Annotated in this window: 11 protein-coding genes; 8 read left to right on the forward strand and 3 right to left on the reverse strand. The window is 72.6% G+C overall.

What is annotated here, in order from left to right; all coding sequences use genetic code 11:
- The first annotated feature begins 98 nt into the window (after positions 1 to 98).
- Positions 99 to 974 carry a hypothetical protein gene (locus AC6JBM_RS39620; protein ID WP_497978973.1) on the forward strand — a complete coding sequence of 292 codons (876 nt, stop codon included), beginning with the start codon at positions 99 to 101 and terminating at the stop codon, positions 972 to 974.
- A 143-nt stretch (positions 975 to 1,117) separates the two neighbouring features.
- Here AC6JBM_RS39620 and rsmI read toward each other — a convergent pair whose 3' ends face one another.
- Complete coding sequence (gene rsmI, locus AC6JBM_RS39625) at positions 1,118 to 1,939, reverse strand: 16S rRNA (cytidine(1402)-2'-O)-methyltransferase (protein WP_497986630.1); 822 nt, start codon at positions 1,937 to 1,939, stop codon at positions 1,118 to 1,120.
- Positions 1,940 to 1,983: 44 nt separating this feature from the next.
- Here rsmI and AC6JBM_RS39630 point away from each other — a divergent pair, with 44 nt between their 5' ends.
- The 6 genes from AC6JBM_RS39630 to AC6JBM_RS39655 all read left to right on the forward strand — a co-directional run bounded on the left by AC6JBM_RS39630 (position 1,984) and on the right by AC6JBM_RS39655 (position 10,866).
- Positions 1,984 to 3,552: a dolichyl-phosphate-mannose--protein mannosyltransferase gene (locus AC6JBM_RS39630; RefSeq protein WP_497978974.1), complete on the forward strand. Its 1,569-nt coding sequence runs from the start codon at positions 1,984 to 1,986 to the stop codon at positions 3,550 to 3,552.
- A 145-nt stretch (positions 3,553 to 3,697) separates the two neighbouring features.
- The gene (locus tag AC6JBM_RS39635) at positions 3,698 to 4,828 is read left to right on the forward strand and encodes a PP2C family protein-serine/threonine phosphatase (protein WP_497978975.1); all 1,131 of its coding nucleotides are present in this window, start codon (positions 3,698 to 3,700) and stop codon (positions 4,826 to 4,828) included.
- Between the two features lie 24 nt (positions 4,829 to 4,852).
- Positions 4,853 to 5,344 carry a MarR family transcriptional regulator gene (locus tag AC6JBM_RS39640; RefSeq protein ID WP_350626199.1) on the forward strand — a complete coding sequence of 164 codons (492 nt, stop codon included), beginning with the start codon at positions 4,853 to 4,855 and terminating at the stop codon, positions 5,342 to 5,344.
- A 747-nt stretch (positions 5,345 to 6,091) separates the two neighbouring features.
- Positions 6,092 to 8,893 carry a winged helix-turn-helix domain-containing protein gene (locus tag AC6JBM_RS39645; RefSeq protein ID WP_497978976.1) on the forward strand — a complete coding sequence of 934 codons (2,802 nt, stop codon included), beginning with the start codon at positions 6,092 to 6,094 and terminating at the stop codon, positions 8,891 to 8,893.
- Positions 8,894 to 8,950: 57 nt separating this feature from the next.
- Positions 8,951 to 9,622, forward strand: a complete 672-nt coding sequence (locus tag AC6JBM_RS39650; protein ID WP_497978977.1) for a PP2C family protein-serine/threonine phosphatase — start codon at positions 8,951 to 8,953, stop codon at positions 9,620 to 9,622.
- A 365-nt stretch (positions 9,623 to 9,987) separates the two neighbouring features.
- Entirely contained in the window at positions 9,988 to 10,866 is an 879-nt protein-coding gene (locus tag AC6JBM_RS39655) for a DUF7144 family membrane protein (protein WP_497978978.1), read from the forward strand.
- A 174-nt stretch (positions 10,867 to 11,040) separates the two neighbouring features.
- Here the strand turns inward: AC6JBM_RS39655 and AC6JBM_RS39660 are convergent, their stop codons facing one another.
- Both AC6JBM_RS39660 and AC6JBM_RS39665 read right to left on the reverse strand, forming a co-directional pair.
- The gene (locus AC6JBM_RS39660; protein ID WP_497978979.1) at positions 11,041 to 13,752 is read right to left on the reverse strand and encodes a winged helix-turn-helix domain-containing protein; all 2,712 of its coding nucleotides are present in this window, start codon (positions 13,750 to 13,752) and stop codon (positions 11,041 to 11,043) included.
- Positions 13,753 to 13,808: 56 nt separating this feature from the next.
- Positions 13,809 to 14,678, reverse strand: a complete 870-nt coding sequence (locus AC6JBM_RS39665) for a formylglycine-generating enzyme family protein (RefSeq protein WP_497978980.1) — start codon at positions 14,676 to 14,678, stop codon at positions 13,809 to 13,811.
- A gap of 228 nt (positions 14,679 to 14,906) precedes the next feature.
- On the opposite strand from AC6JBM_RS39665, the gene AC6JBM_RS39670 reads away from it, so the two are divergent.
- Positions 14,907 to 15,512, forward strand: coding sequence for a DUF7144 family membrane protein (locus tag AC6JBM_RS39670; RefSeq protein ID WP_497978981.1), 606 nt, complete (start codon positions 14,907 to 14,909; stop codon positions 15,510 to 15,512).
- The last annotated feature ends 47 nt before the right edge of the window (positions 15,513 to 15,559 follow it).

The following is a 15,559-nucleotide window of genomic DNA, read 5'->3' on the forward strand; positions in this document are numbered from 1 at the left end:
GCGCAGGAGCGGGGAACACCGCCGCGGCCCGGGGATGGCGGGGTGAGGCCGCGGGGATTCCGCCGGTCCGGGTCCTGGTGCCGGCCGCCGCCCAGCCCGTGTCCGGTTCCGAGGAGCGCGGTGCCGCCAGGGAGACCGCCGCCGAGCACTTCCCGCTGTGGCCGACGACCACCACGCTGGCACTGCACGACAGCTCGCCGGCGCACGCCGAAGCCGACGCGACCGAGGCACATCCGACCGAGGCACATCCGACCGAGGCACATCCGACCGAGGCACATCCGACCGAGGCATATCCGACCGGGACGCATGCGACCGAGGCTTACAAGACCGCGGCCGACGAGCTCGCGGCGCACGAGGCCGGGCGGGCCGCCGTCGCCGACCACCTCGCCGGGCGGTCCGAGGCGTGGCCGCCGCCGGCGATGCGGGTCATGCGCCAGCCCCGCGACGACCGCCGCAGCGCACCCCAGCGCCGGGCCCGCCAGCGCCGGGTCCGGCCCGCGCGCGGCCCCGTCGCCGGGCTCACGGCGATGCTCGTCGTCGCGCTGCTCACCGGGTTCTTCGCGTGGACCAGCGCCGAGCCGTTCTGGCTGGACATGGGGCACCGGGTGCGGGGCACCGCCGAGATCACCTCGTGCAAGGGCACCGGGGTGCTGCGCCGGTGCCTGGCCGAGTTCACCCGTCCGGGGGCGGAGGCGGTCGACGGCACCCGGCTGATGGGGCTCGACGAGCCCACCGGCTCCTCGGTGGCCGCGGTGATGGTGCCGGGCGGCCGGGTCGCCTACGCCGGCAACCCGTCCGGCCTGCGGGTGCGCTGGGCCACCGGGTTCGGGCTGGTGCTGCTGTGCGGGCTCCTGCTGGCGTGGCTGACCGGGGCCTGGCGCTTCGCCCGCCTGCGCGACCGCCTCACGGCCTGGACCCTGACCGTGACCGCCCCGGTCGTGCTGGCCGCCGCGATCGTGCTCGCCGCGTACTGAACCACCACCGCGACCGCACCAACCGCAAACAAAGACCGCCGTAAACAGAGACCGCCCTAAACAGAGGCCGCCGTAAACGAAGACCGCCGCGAACAGAGAGCGCCGCGAACCCAGCCGACCGAGACACGCCGCCGAGAAGGGCCTTACTTGTGTGCGATGACCGCCGCGTAGACCTCGCGCTTGGCCAGGCCGTGCCGCTTGGCCACGTCCAGGGTCGCCTCCTTGCGATCGGCTCCCGCGGCCACCAGCTCGGCCACCTCGGCCGCCAGGGCCTCGTCGGAGGGGCGCCCGGCCGCGACCGGGGGCGCGCCCGCGACCACGAGCGTGATCTCGCCCCGGGCCGTCTCGGCGTCCGCGGCCAGGGCGGCCAGGGTGCCGCGGCGGATCTCCTCGTACGTCTTCGTCAGCTCCCGGCACAGCGCCGCCGGGCGGTCGTCGCCGAAGGCCTGCGCGAGATCGGCCAGCGTGGCGGCGATGCGGTGCGGGGACTCGAAGAAGACCAGGGTTCTCGGCTCGGCGGCCAGCGCCGTGAAGTACGAACGCCGCTCTGCCTGCTTGCGGGGCGGGAACCCCTCGAAGCAGAAGCGGTCGCACGGCAGTCCCGACACGGCGAGCGCGGTCACGACCGCGCTCGGGCCCGGGGCGGCGGTGACCGGCACGCCGAGCGCCACGGCGGCACGCACCAGCCGGAAGCCGGGGTCGGAGACGCTCGGCATGCCCCCGTCGGTGACCACGGCGACGGTGCGCCCGGCGGCGAGCTCCTCGGCGAGATCCGGGGTGCGCCGCTCCTCGTTGCCCTCGAAATAGCTCACCAACCGGCCGGTGATCTCGACGCCGAGGTGTTGCGCGAGCCGCCCCAGCCGGCGCGTGTCCTCGGCCGCGACGACATCGGCGGTCGCGAGTGTTTCACGCAGGCGGGGGGACGCGTCCTCGGGATTTCCCAGCGGCGCTCCGAGCAGAATCAACGGCACATGTGCGATGGTGGCATCCCGACCCCTACGATCGCCCAATGACCTCGGGTGTGCTGACCCAGACAAGCGAGCCGGAGAGCCCCGCCCCCGCGCCGGAGCCCACGGTGCGCGTGGTGCCCGACATCGTCCGCCGCCGGCTGGCCCGGGCGCCGAAGGGCGGCCTGAACTTCTGGCTCGTCGCGGCGCTGATCACCGGCGTCGGCCTCTTACTGCGCCTGGTCAATCTCGCGCATCCGAAGGACGTCATCTTCGACGAGGTCTACTACGCCAACGAGGCGCAGGACCTGCTGCAGCGCGGGGTCGAGTGGAACCCCGAGGACAACACGCCGCAGTATGTCGTGCACCCGCCCATCGGCAAGTGGATGATCGGGATCGGCGAGCAGCTCTTCGGCTACAACTCCTTCGGGTGGCGCATCTCCGCCGTCACGGTCGGCGCCATCTCGATCCTGCTGATCGTCATCGCCGCCTACAAGCTGTTCCGGTCCACGATCCTCGCGGGCGCCGCCGGCCTGCTCATGTCCCTCGACGGCATGCACTTCGTGCTCTCGCGGGTGGCTCTGCTCGACGTCTTCCTGATGTTCTGGGTCGTGGTCGCGTTCTTCTTCCTGGTCCTCGACCGCGAGCAACGCCGGGCCCGCTGGCTGAGGCTCCTCGAGGACGGGTTCGACGCGAGCAAGCCGGGCCTGCGCGCACGGCTCGGCTTCCCCTGGTACCGCCTGCTGTGCGCGATCTCGCTGGGCCTGGCCTGCGGCGTGAAGTGGAGCGGCGTCTACTACGTCGCGATCTTCGCCGTCGCCATCTGGCTGTTCGATCTCAGCGCCCGCCGCAGCGCGGGCGTCAAGCACTGGGTGCTCGACACCTTCCTCAGCACCGCCTCGATCTGGTTCTTCGCGATCTTCGTCATCGCCCTGGTCGTCTACATCAACTGCTGGTGGGGCTGGTTCCTCTCCGACGGCGGGTACTTCCGGCACTGGTACGCCGAGAGCAACGGCCTGCCGCACGACCGGTTCATCGACCCGCTGGTGAACCTGTGGCACTACCACTCCGAGGCGTACGCGTTCCACACCGGGCTGAGCACCAAGCACCAGTACCAGTCGTGGCCGTGGCAGTGGCTCCTGCTGGGCCGCCCGGTCGCCTTCTACTGGGACCAGTCCGGCCCCTGCGGCGCGCCCAGCTGCGCCTCCGAGATCCTGCTGCTCGGCACCCCGCTGCTGTGGTGGTCGTTCCTGCCCGCGCTCGTCGCGCTCGGCTGGCTCGCCGTCGCCCGCCGCGACGGCCGCGCCTGGCTGATCATGGCGGGCGCGCTGACCGGCATCCTGCCCTGGTTCAACGAGATGCCCGAGCACCGCACGATGTTCTACTTCTACTGCCTGCCGGCCGAGCCGTTCCTGGTGCTGGCCGTGGTCTACGTGCTCGGCGCGATCCTCGGCCCGGCCCGCAAGCTGCGGCCCAACAGCGACCAGCGGCTCATCGGCTCGATCATCGTCGGCGCCTACATGCTGCTCGTGGCCGCCTGCTTCGCGTATTTCTACCCAATCTACGCGGGAATGGACATTTCATATACGGAGTGGTTCTCCAGAATGTGGCTGGGCTCTCGCTGGGTGTAGATCACTTGCGGGAGTGGGTAGAAGAGAGCCGGAATACCTGCCTTATATTATTTGCCGCACGGCAAGCAAAGGCTGGCGAAAGGCTCGAATGTCCGGCGTTGGCTCCATCGACAAAGCACTGCGCGTCACTCCACCGGATCGCCTGGTGGAGACGCTCGACGCGTATCTGAGCGCGGCCCACGGCACCAAAAGCAGCACGGTCTGGCTGGCCGACTATCGCACCACGGCGCTGTCGCCGAGCGGAGCCGAGCCCGACGAGGCGCTCGGCGAGCAGCTCGGCTCGGCGATGCGGGCGTTCGCGAGCCAGACCCCGGTGGTGGAGGCCCGCGACGGGCAGTCCCTCGCCCGGCTGCACCTGCCGGTGAGCGCCTGGGGCGAGCGGGTCGGCGTGCTCAGCGTCGGGCTGGACGCCGACCGGGTGCCGGCCGAGCAGCCGCGGCTGGAGGAACTGGCGGAGAGCTTCGCGGTGGCGCTGTCGGCCGCCTACCGGCGCACCGACCGCTACCACCTGGACCGGCGGCGCAGCGGCCGGCTGACCATGGCCGCCGAGATGCAGTGGGACCTGCTGCCGGCCCGGGCCTACGAGCAGCCGGGCGTGAAGTTCGCCGGGCAGCTGGAGCCGGCCTACACGGTCGGCGGCGACCACTTCGACTGGTCGATCAACGGCGACTGGCTCACCGTGACCGCGCTCAACGGCATGGGCAGCGGCCTCGACGCGGCCCTGCTCACCACGCTCGCGGTCAACGCGATGCGCAACGCCCGCCGCTCGATCCCGGCGGGGCAGTCCCGCCCCGGCGACCTGACCGACCAGGCGGTGCTCGCGGCGGACGCGATCTACTCGCAGTATGGCGGGGCGCGGCACGTGGCCACCCTCCTGCTCGCGCTGAACACCGCCACCGGCGAGCTGCGCATGATCGACGCCGGCTCGCCGCGCATGATCCTGGTCCGCAACGGGCAGGTGCGCGACATGGCCCTCGACGCCCAGCTGCCGCTGGGAATGTTCGGCGACACCCGCTACGTCGAGGAACACACCACGTTGAACCCTGGAGATCGGCTTTTCGTAGTCAGCGACGGGGTGCATGCCGCCATCCGGCCGAACGAGGCGACGTTCGGTGAGCGTGAGTTGAGCCGTGCCATACGATCGACCCGGTTGCAGCCACCGGCCGAGGCGATCAGCAGCGTCATGCGGAGCCTTCGTGAGTATCACGCGGGCGCCGAACTTGCGGACGATGCCCTGATCATCTGCCTGGACTGGTCGCCCCGAGCTGACCCGTGACCGCCGCGACACCCGGAGGACAACGTGCGGAGCCGACCCTCACCGCACCCGTCGAGCCACGATGACCTGGCCCGGGCGGCGGCCCTGGCGGATGCCGCGAGCCAGGCGCTGGTCCTGGCCACGAGCGCGGCCAACGACAACTCCGGCGTGTCCGCCGCCCAGCTGCGCGTGCTCGGCGTCGTCGACCAGGCCGGGTCCGTCAACCTGACCCAGCTCGCCGTGGCCCTGCACACCGCGCCCTCCTCGGCCAGCCGCCTGTGCGACCGCCTGGAGGCCGCGGACCTCCTGCGCCGCACCGCCGACGAGCGCGACCGGCGCGAGGTGTGGCTCGTGCTCACCCCGACGGCGCACCGGCTGCTGGACGGTCTCGGCCGGCAGCGCCAGGAGACGATCGCGGCGGTGCTGCGGCGCATGTCCCCGGACGACCGCGCGGCCCTGTTGCAGGGCCTCTCGGCGTTCGCGCAGGCGTCGGGCATCCCGGTGGCCGAGGACGACGCCGCCGCTCAGGCGAGCTGACCGCCGCTTCGCGATAAGGCGCGCGGAAATGTCCGACCTTTTCGATTCGGGATTTGATCGGACATTTTCCGCTTATGCCACCATCGCGCTCGCGAGCCCATCGACGACTGGCATTTGTCACCGGCCCGCCCCGCCGTCCGAATCGTCCGTTGTGCGCGGCCTTACCGGATGCAAATTGCAAGTTGGCACGGGTTTGAGTAAAACGATCTCAATCTCGGAGTAATAACACTGATGACACGCGTGTAATTTGGAGTAAAACCTGCGGCCGTAGATTCGAGTTCCGAGTAATTTCCCGAGCGCCAGTCGGTAAGTTGGAGCCACAACACGCCGGGATCGTGCGTAATGGCCCGAACTCCGTCGCGTTAGGGCGCCATTCGCCTGCGTTTTCACACACGGTCGGCGCGGCGCTACCCATACGTAAACGACGGCAAATCACGCTCGGTAGCCATGGCGCGGCCGACGGCGAGTGACCTCGCCGAAATATTCGGGCAAAGGCCCCCATTCGGCGGCGCAATCGCGCACGCGCCGTGCGCTGCACAGTGGCAATAAATCGATAGATCTCTATGGCTCACCCTCGCGAGCCCGGAAACGGGGGGCACTCCACGGCTTCGTGCATCGATGGACTTCGATGAAACACTCCACGAAACCGGGTCCGGGTTCTATCGTGTTCGACGTCGAACATGGCCGATCTGGAACGGGAAGGTGCCAGTCCGGGCACGTCGTAGACCCGCCTCTTCGGGAGTGACGGTGCATACCAGCCACCACGGCGAAACCACGCTTGGCAGATTGGCGCACAACGACGCCGCCGAGCGGTTCCTCGGCTCGGCGAGCTGGGCCGGCCCCGCGCGGCCCCTGGAGGTGCGGCCGGTGCCGGTCGAGTTCGCGCCCGACCGGGAAGTGCCGGGCCTGCCCGCGGTACACCTGGAGCGCCGGCGGCTGCTCGACCAGCTCGACGCGGCGGTGGAGCAGCCGGTCACCCTGGTCTGCGCGCCGACCGGCTGGGGCAAGACCGTGCTCGCCGCGTCGTGGATCCGCGCCGGGCGCCCGCCCGGGCGCATCGCCTATGTGCGGTTCGAGCCGAACTGCGGCGCCGCGGCGTGGCGCCAGCTCACCGCGGCCCTGAACGCCGCGGGCATCGCGCTGGACCCCGCCACCTACGCGTGGACCGGCGGCCGGCTTCCGGAGCGCCCGGTGGTGGTCCTCGACGACCTGCACAACGTCACCAACCGCACCGTGCTGCGCCGGGTCGAGCGGCTGATGACCCGTCTCGGCGACCGCATCGGCTTCCTGCTGCTCGCTCGCAGCGAGCCGCCGCTGTCGCTCTACCGCTGGCGCGTGCGCAGCCAGCTCACCGAGCTGCGCGCCGACCACCTCGCCTTCGCCCAGGCCGAGATCGCCGGGCTGGCGGAGCGGCTCGACGTGCGGCTGGCCCGGCAGTTCCAGCATGCGCTGTGGCACGTGACCGAGGGCTGGCCGGCCGCCGTCGCGGTGGCGCTCTCGGCGATGGTCGGCCGCCACGAGCCCGAGCGGGTCGTCACCGACCTGGTCGCGGGTGAGGCCGGGCCGAACGATCAGGTGGGGCTGACCGAGTACGTGCAGCGGGAGATCCTGGCCCACCTGGACCCCGACGTGCACGAGGTCATGCTGCGCACCTCGATCGTGGAGACGGTCTGCCCGGGGCTGGTCGAGGCGCTGGCCGGCAGCCGCAACGGCACCCGCCAGCTGGCCCAGGCGAGCCGGTCCGACGCGCTGGCCACCTTCTACGGCGGCTCGCACTCGTGGTACCGCTACCGCCGCCTGCTGCGCGCCGTCCTGCGCGCCGAGGTGCGCACCACCCTCGCCGCCGAGGAGCGTGGCCTGCACCGGGCGGCGGCCGGCTGGTATGCCGCCAACGGGCTGCCCGGCGACGCCGTCGTGCACGCCGTCCTCGGCGCCGACTGGGTCAGCGCCGAGCGATTATTTCTGCAGTACTGGCCGGAGCTCTGCGGGTCGGGGTCGCGCGCGATGGCGTTGCGAACCGGCCCGCAGCCTCCACAGGACATCGCCGAGCGCCCGATGCTCGCCTTCGCGCTGGCCATCTGCTGCCGCGACACCGGCGACGCGGCGGCCATGTCGGCCTTCATCCGGCTCGGCGAGCGGGCGCTGGGCGAGGCGCCGGCCCCGCTGGACGCCGAGATCCTGGCGGCCATGCGCATGGCCGAGGCGATCGCGGCCGACGACCTGGACCGCTTCGCGGACGCGGCCGAGCGGCTGCTGGAGCGCGTCGAGGAGGCCGCCGGCGAGCACCTCTACGCCGACGCGGCCGACGGCGCCCGCGCGGGCGCGCACCTCACGCTCGCGGGCGCCGGGATCGCCCGCGACGCGGTCGAGGACGCCGACGCGGCCCTGGAGCGGGGCACCGCGCTGGCCCGCAAGTCCGGCTTCCCCCTGCTCGTCGTGCAGGCGAACCGGCTGCAGGCGCTGGTGCACCTGCGGCGCGGCCGGCTCTCGGCGGCCGCCGCGTGCGCGCGCCGGGTGCTGGACGCGAGCCGGGACGCGGGCATCGCGGAGTCACGCAACATCAGCGACGCCCGGCTGGTGCTCGCCACCGTCTGCCGGATCCGCGGCCGGCTCGACGAGGCCCGCTTCCACCTCGACGAGAGCATCACCGCGGAGGCGCCGCCCGACCCGCACGGCTGGCTCAGCGGCATTCTGAGCCTGGCCCTGCTGCTGTTCGACTCCGGCGACCCGGCCGGCGCGGCGGAGGCGCTGGAGCCGGTGCTGGGCGACCGCATCGGCGCCCTGCCGCCGGCCGCCGAGCTCACCGCCCGCGTCCTGCACGCCGACCTGTGCCTGGCCGAGCGGCAGCCGGAGAAGGCCCGTGCGGTGCTCGACGAGCTCGACCGGCACCGGCCCGGCGCCCCCGCCGTGGCGCTCGCCCGCGCCCGGGTGGCCCTGGCGTCGGACCGGCCGCAGACGGCGCGGCACGCCCTGGAGGGACTGCTCGCCGAGCCGGTGGCCTCGCTGGTGGTGGCGGTGGCGGCGAGCGTCATGCTGGCCCAGGCCCAGCACCGCCTCGGCGACCTCGCCGGCGCGGCCGAGCAGATCGAGCGGGCGCTGCGGCTGGCCGCGCCCGAGGGCATCCGGGCACCGTTCGCCGGGCACGGCTCGTGGATCGCCGCGCTGCTCGAGGGGGCGGTGATGACTCGCCGGGTCGGCCGCGAGGAGATCGGCCAGGAGGCAGCCGAGCATGCGGAATTCCGTCACGAGGAAGTCCGTCAGGAGGAGGCCGAACACGTGGAAGCCGAACATGAGGAGGCCGAGGAGGGGGCCGAGCCCGTCGCCGGCGCGTTCGACGTGCCCGCCGAGCAGATCATCGACCCGCTGACCGAGCGGGAGACCCTGGTCCTGCAGTACCTGCGCAGCATGCTCTCCATCGCCGAGATCGCCACGGTGCTGAGCGTCTCGACCAACACCGTCAAGACCCATGTCCGGCACGTGTACCGCAAGCTGGGCGTGAGCCGCCGCCGCGACGCCGTGCGACGCGGACGCGCGCTGAGCATCATCTAGGCCCTCACCCGCCGCAGGCGAGTCGGCCGGGGCCCGGGCGGGGCCACGATATCCGGCATGAACGGTTTACGGGAGCAGGTCAACGGGGTGCGGGTGGGCGTGCGGTACGCCGTCGCGAGGCACTCCGGGCCCGTCGGCGGGGACTGGTACCTCAGCACGCCCCTGCCGAGCGGGGACGTGATGCTCGCGGTCGGCGACGTGATGGGCCACGGCCGGCCCGCCGCCGCCACCATGCTGCGCCTGCGAGCCGCGATGAGCCGGCTGGCGCTGGCCGGCGACGAGCCGGGCGCGATCCTGGCCGCCCTCAACCGGATGCTCTGCCGCCGCCCGTCGACCGTGCTGGCCACCGCCGTGTGCGGCCGCTTCCACCCCGCCGACCACTCGCTGACCTGGGCCCGGGCCGGTCACCTGCCGATCCTGCGGGCCACCACGGCCGGGGTGAGCGCGCTGGCCCAGCCGTTCGGCATGGCGCTCGGCGTCGACCCGGCCGCGCCATACCCCACCGCCTGCGTGGTGCTCGACCCGGGCGACCTGCTGCTGATGTTCACCGACGGCGTCGTCGAGCGCCGCGACCGCGCGATCGACCAGGGCGTGCAGGGGCTCGCCGACGAGGTGGGGGTGGCCGTGCGCGGCTCGGCCCCCGGCGAGCGGCTGCGCACCGCGCTGGACTGCGCGCCCCGCGGCAACCCCGACGACGACGCCTGCCTGCTGGCCGCCGAGCCGGTGTAGGGCCGCCACCCGGCCGTTCACCCATCGAGGGTGATCCGCATTCACCCGGGCCACTCGAATCATGTTCTCAGGCACGACACGTTGCCGGCTTGCGGCAGGCGCCGAAGTCCGGGAACGGGAAGGCCGGGGGATCTGCCCACGTCCGCGGGCGGGATCAACCGGCGGCCCGGGACCGGCGTGGAGGGGTCTGCGCCGGTGTCCGGTCCCGCGGGCGGCGGGACCGGGCACCACGGGTCGGGCCTGTTCCGGGGGGAACAAGTTCACGGGGGATATAGGGCCGTGCTGGTCCTCGGTTCGCTGAACCGGGGATCGGCACGGCCTCATCGTTGTATGCCGTCATGTGAGAACGAGGAGAAGACGGGCGGATGCGGGTCAAGGAATTTCGGGCGTTCGGAACGTCCATGCTCACGCTGGTGGGCTTGCTGAACGTCGCGCAGGGACTGCTGGTGGGATTCGCCGGCGACAAGGTCGGATTCGACCGCAACGATGTGGCGTTCACCAGCGCCGGCACCTGGGCCGCGGCCACGGTGACGCTGGGCGCGATGCTCGCCGGGGCCGGTATCGCGCTGCGGGCCCGGCGCCCCAGCGCGAAGGCGGTGGCCGCGAGTGTGGTGGCGTTGCACGCGATCTCGCAGCTGGCCATGCTGAGCGCCTACCCGGCGTGGTCGCTGCTCATGGTCACGCTGGACGTGATCATCCTGTTCATCCTGACGGTACCGCGCGGCAGCGTCGTGGCCGCGCCGGACGATCCCGTCAGGCCCGCGCGCCCGGCACCCACGGCAAAGCTGACCCTGCGGCGCAACAGCCGCTCGGACGCGTACCGCGGCCGCCACAAGGCCGGCCGCCCGCCGGTGCGGCACAGCGTCTCCCGCGACGACATCATCACCATCGACCTCCTGCCGCCCGAGCCGGTCGCGGGCCCGTCGGTGCCGATGCAGCCGCCCGCCTGCGGCCACCAGGACGACACCGTGGTCGTCAAAGCGCTGGTGGGGGCGCCGGTGAGCGCGGCGCTGCTCGAGGAGACCGTCGAGGCGGAGCTCGTCGGGGACACCCCGACGGTCTGGGTCCGCGCCGTGGGCCAGGCCACCGTGCCGGCCGGCGACGCGGCCATGCCGGTCCAGCGCGCCTCCCTCGAGTCGCTCGACCCGCTCATCGACCCGCTGCCGCTGGTCCTGGCCGAGGAGGAGGCGATCGCGGCCGAGGAGCTCGCCGCCATCGGCGCGCGGCCGTACGTGAATCGCTGAGACTGTCCACTCCCCGCCCGAAGCGGCGGCGGTCCTCCCCAGGGGGCCGCCGCCGCTTCGCTTTTGTGTGCCGCCGTCGCACTCCGGCGGGAACGCCGGTGACCGGGTGGGAACGGAACGCAAAAAAGGAGCGCGGCCCCGGGATCGGGTCCGCGCTCCTAGCGACGGCGGGCGCTACAGCAGGTTGAGTTCACGAGCGCGCTCGATCACCTCCCGCCGGCGGCCGACGCCGAGCTTGCGGTAGATGTTCTTCATGTGCGTCTTCACCGTGTTGACGGAGACGTACAGCATCGAGGCGATCTCCCCCGCCGACAGCGTGCCCTGCAGGTACCGCAGCACCGCCAGCTCCCGCTCGGTCAGCGGCTCGGCCAGCTCCCCCGCCGCGGCCGGGGCGCGCCCGAACCCGGTGAGCTCCTGCGCGATCTCCTCGGCCAGCCCGCGGTAGCCGCTGCCGGCCGGCAGGTACGTCACCAGCAGCTCCCGCACCGGCTGCCCACCGGCCACGAAGGGCCAGCGGATCGCCTCGTCGTCGGCGTGGCGCAGGGCCTGTTCGAGCGCCCGGCCGGCCTTGGAGCGGTCGCCGAGCGCGCGCAGGGCGCGGGCGCTGGTGAGGTTCGCGTCGACCGTCCACACCAGCGAGCCCGTCGTGGGCTCGAGGTAGGGCTGCACCGCCCCGAGCGCCGCGGCGGGCCGGCGCTCGGCCAGATGGGCCTTCGCGCGCACCACGCCGAGCCAGGGCGCCAGCATCTCGACCGGCTCCAGGGTCAGCAGCCGCTTGGCCGCCTCGGTGTCGCCCGCCGCGAGCCGCAGCTCGGCCTCGGCCAGCGTGACGCAGTGCTGCATCCTCGGCGTGTACCGCCAGTCGGCGAGCTGCCGCCGGATCGCGGCCAGCTCCGTGCACGCCGCCCGCGCATCCCCCGTCGCGGCGCGGATGTGGGCACGGGTCATGGTCGCGACCGCCACGAGCGCCGGATCGGCGAGACCGCCGTCCAGCGCCCGGTCGAGGTAGTGTCCGGCCGCCTGGACGCGGGCCTGCAGGTAGCAGACCTCGGCCACGGTGAGCTGGGCCCACACCACGTCGCTGCCCTGGGTGCGCCCCTCGCGGTCGGCCAGCGCCAGCGTCTCCTTGCCGTAGCGCAGGGCCGCGGTGAGCCGGCCCCGGGCCGCGTTGAGCTGCGCGAGCTGGCGCAGCGCGGCCAGCTGCGACTGGACGCTCCCGCACCGGCGGGCCAGGTGCAGCGACTCCTGCAGCGCGTGCTCGGCGGCGCCGAGGTCGCCCTGGATGAGCCGGGCCCCGCCGACCGCGACGAGGGCTAGCGCCCGCATGCGGGCCTTGTCCTGGTCGTCGAGGCCGGTGTCGTCGCGCAGGAGCAGCGGCGCTGTCGCCAGTACCAGATCAGGCTTCTGGCTCTGATGGGCCTCGGCCATGCGAAAGCTGTCGACAATCGGGCGCAGCTCGGCCCGCGCGGAGTCGACCAGCGCGTGCTGCGAGCGGTCGACCAGGTGCAGGAACGTCTCCGTGCCCTGCGGATCGCTCGCGTCGAGCCGCTCGGCCGCGAAGGCCAGGGCCAGCTTCGGATCGTTGCGCACCTCCTGCGGAGGCGGCGGCACCAGCTCCTTGATGGTGCGCAGCCGGGCGCCCGGCACCAGCTCCTGCCAGCTCGCGGCGAGCAGGTCCGAGGCCTGGCTCCAGTTGCGCGCGGCCAGGGCGTGACGCAGGGCGTCCGCGGGCTGGTCGTGCGCGGCGAACCAGTCGGCCGCGCGCCGGTGCAGCTGGCGCACCTGCTCGGGCCGGCGGTGGCGCAGCTCGTCGTAGAGCATCAGGCCGAAGAGCGGATGACATCGGTACATCCCGGTGTTCCCGCTGCCCTGCACCACGAAGAGGTTCGAGTGCTCGAGCTGGGCCAGGATGCGGGCGCCGTCCACCCGGCCGGTGAGCGCCTCCACGAGCTCGGCGCTGACCTGGTCGAGCACCGAGGTGCACAGCACGACCTCGCGGACGTCCTCCGGCAGCGTGTCGAAGACCTCGCCGACCAGGTACTCCCCCAGCGCCCGATCCTGCAGGGCGAACCGCGGCATCAGGCTGTCCGGCTCGGGGTGACCCTGCACCGCGAGCGCGGCGAGGCGCAGGCCGGCCGCCCATCCCCGCATCACCGCGTGCAGCTCCACGAGCGCCGACTCGGCCAGCCGCACCCCGTGCGCGTGCAGCATCTGCGCGGTCTCGTCCAGGGTGAAGCCGAGCGGACCCGTGCGCAGCTCGCTCAGGGCGCCGCGGATCCGGAAGCGGTACAGCGTGAGCGCCGGATCGGTCCGGCAGGCGATCACGAGACGCAGGCGGTCACCCGCCTGGGAAAGCAGCGTCTCGAGCTCACCCCACACGCGGGGCACCGACAGCTCCTGCAGGTCGTCGAGGACCAGCACCACCGGCGGCCCGGCCCGGCGCAGCAGGGTGACGAGCGACTCCAGTGCCTCACCCGGGCCGTCGGCCGCGGTTGCCTCGCCCGGCTCCTCGCCGGTCGCCTGGGTGACGGCACCGAGCACGTGCTCCCAAAAGCGTGGGCCGTGGTGCGCCTCCACCGTCAACCACGCCAGCGGCCAGGGTGCTCGCCCGGCCGCCACCCACTCGGCCAGCAGGGTGGTCTTGCCCCACCCCGCCGGAGCGGAAATCAATGTCAAAGGCCCCGCCACAGCGCGATCCAGAGCGTCGAGCAGACGCGGTCGCGGCACGTGATAGCGGGGCGGCTCGGGCACTGCGAAGTGCAGTGCGGGACGGGTGATGGTGTCTACGAGCGTTTTCTGCCCCAACGTATTTCGCCCCCTCCCACCCACCGCAGCACGGCGGATGACCACGGGATTGTGAGGCGACAAAAGGTGATGTCGCCTCACCCGCAGGGGGTGAACAAATACGGTGCGTGATCAACTGGGGCGTGAGGGCCGCCTGGTCACGCGCCGCCGGGGGCCTGTCTCCGAACGCATCGGAAGCCGACATGGCAGCTACCGTTGTCGATGGGTTCGGGCTGGCGGGCGGCGGGCCGGAAGCGGTGGTCGTACCCCGTCGAGCAGAGGTAGGAGCCGCCCTTCACCACCCGGCTGCTGAACACGGTAGCCCCCGGTGGCACGTCCACGCGCGGGTTCTGCGGCATCTCACCCTCGGCCTCGCCGAAGCGCGCGTTGCCCGAGCGGTAGTAGTCCGAGGTCCACTCCCACACGTTGCCGACCACGTCGAAGAGGCCGTACGCGTTGGCCGCGAACGCCCCGACCGGGCTCGTGCCGTGGCCGTCGTCGCTGCGGTCCAGCCAGGGGAAGATGCCCTGCCAGATGTTGGCGCGGCCCGGCTCCGGGTCGTCGCCCCACGGGTAGGGCGCGCCTTCGAGCCCGCCCCGGGCCGCGAACTCCCACTCGGCCTCGGTGGGCAGCTCCTTGCCGGCCCAGCGCGCGTACTCGGCGGCGTCCTCGTAGGCGACGTGAACCACGGGATGAGCCGAGCGCTTGCGGATGTCCGTGCCCGGGCCGAAGGGGTGCCGCCAGGACGCGCCCGGCCGCAGCTCCCACCAGACACGCCAGTCGCGCAGCGGCACCGGGCCGGGCGGCTGGACGAACACCATCGAGCCCGGCGGCCCCTGCTCGGCATCGCGCTCGGCGAGCGTCTCGTAGCCGGTCTCCTGCACGAACAGGGCGTACTCGGCGTTCGTCACCGGATGCGAGTCGATCCAGAAACCGTCGACGGCGACCTTGCGAACGGGCGCCTCTTCCGGATAGAAGCCCTCGGCACCCATGGCGAAGGTGCCACCGGGGATCCAGGCCATCTCCACGAGCGCATTGTGCGAACGGCCGGGGGTGACTGGTCCTCACCCACCCGGGGTGAGGACCGGCACCGGAGACCTTCATGCCCGCGGGGTGATGCCCGCTCATCCGGACAAGCCGAACGATCGCTTGCAAAAGCACCGTTGATCGAGGGAGGTCGCCACACGAGATTCGCCGGATCCGGCCGCGGCGCCTCCTCTCTTGTCCGCCGCGGCCCATCCCGGAAGGAGAACGACATGGCTGATACCGGTACCTCGCGCGGTACTGCGCGGAGTTCCGCCTGGTTCGGCTGGATCATGTTCGCCGGCGTCCTGCTCGCCGTGATCGGGGTGCTGAACATCCTCGAGGGGCTCGTCGCGCTGCTGCGGCGGCAGGTCACCTTCATCGACGGCGACAGCCTGGTGGTGGTGAACCTGACCGGCCTGGGCATCGTGATGATCGTCTTCGGCGCGCTGCTGCTGGTGTGCGGCGCCGGGTTGCTGATGCGCAACAGTGTGGCCCGGGTGGCGGCGATCGTCATCGTCGCACTGCACGCGCTGTCGCAGATCGGCTGGCTCGGGGCGTACCCGGTCTGGTCGCTGCTCATGATCACGCTGGACGTGATCGTGCTGTACGCGCTGACCGTGCACTGGGTGCCGAGCGAGGTCATCGCCCCGGCCGCGGCCGGCGGCGTGCACCGGGCCGATCACCAGCCGCGGGACACCGAGTTCCCGATGAACCAGCCCCGCCCCGCCGCCCACACCCACGAGGCCGACTCGCCCGTGTCCGGCCGCACGGCCGCGACCCACCGCGCCGAGGACGCCGCCGAGGCTCCCACCTCGGGCCCGGGCACACCGCTCTGAGAGCACCCGCGGCAAGTACGAGAAGCCCGGCGACTCGCGTCGCCGGG

The sequence above is a fragment of the Dactylosporangium thailandense genome (genome assembly GCF_059739745.1).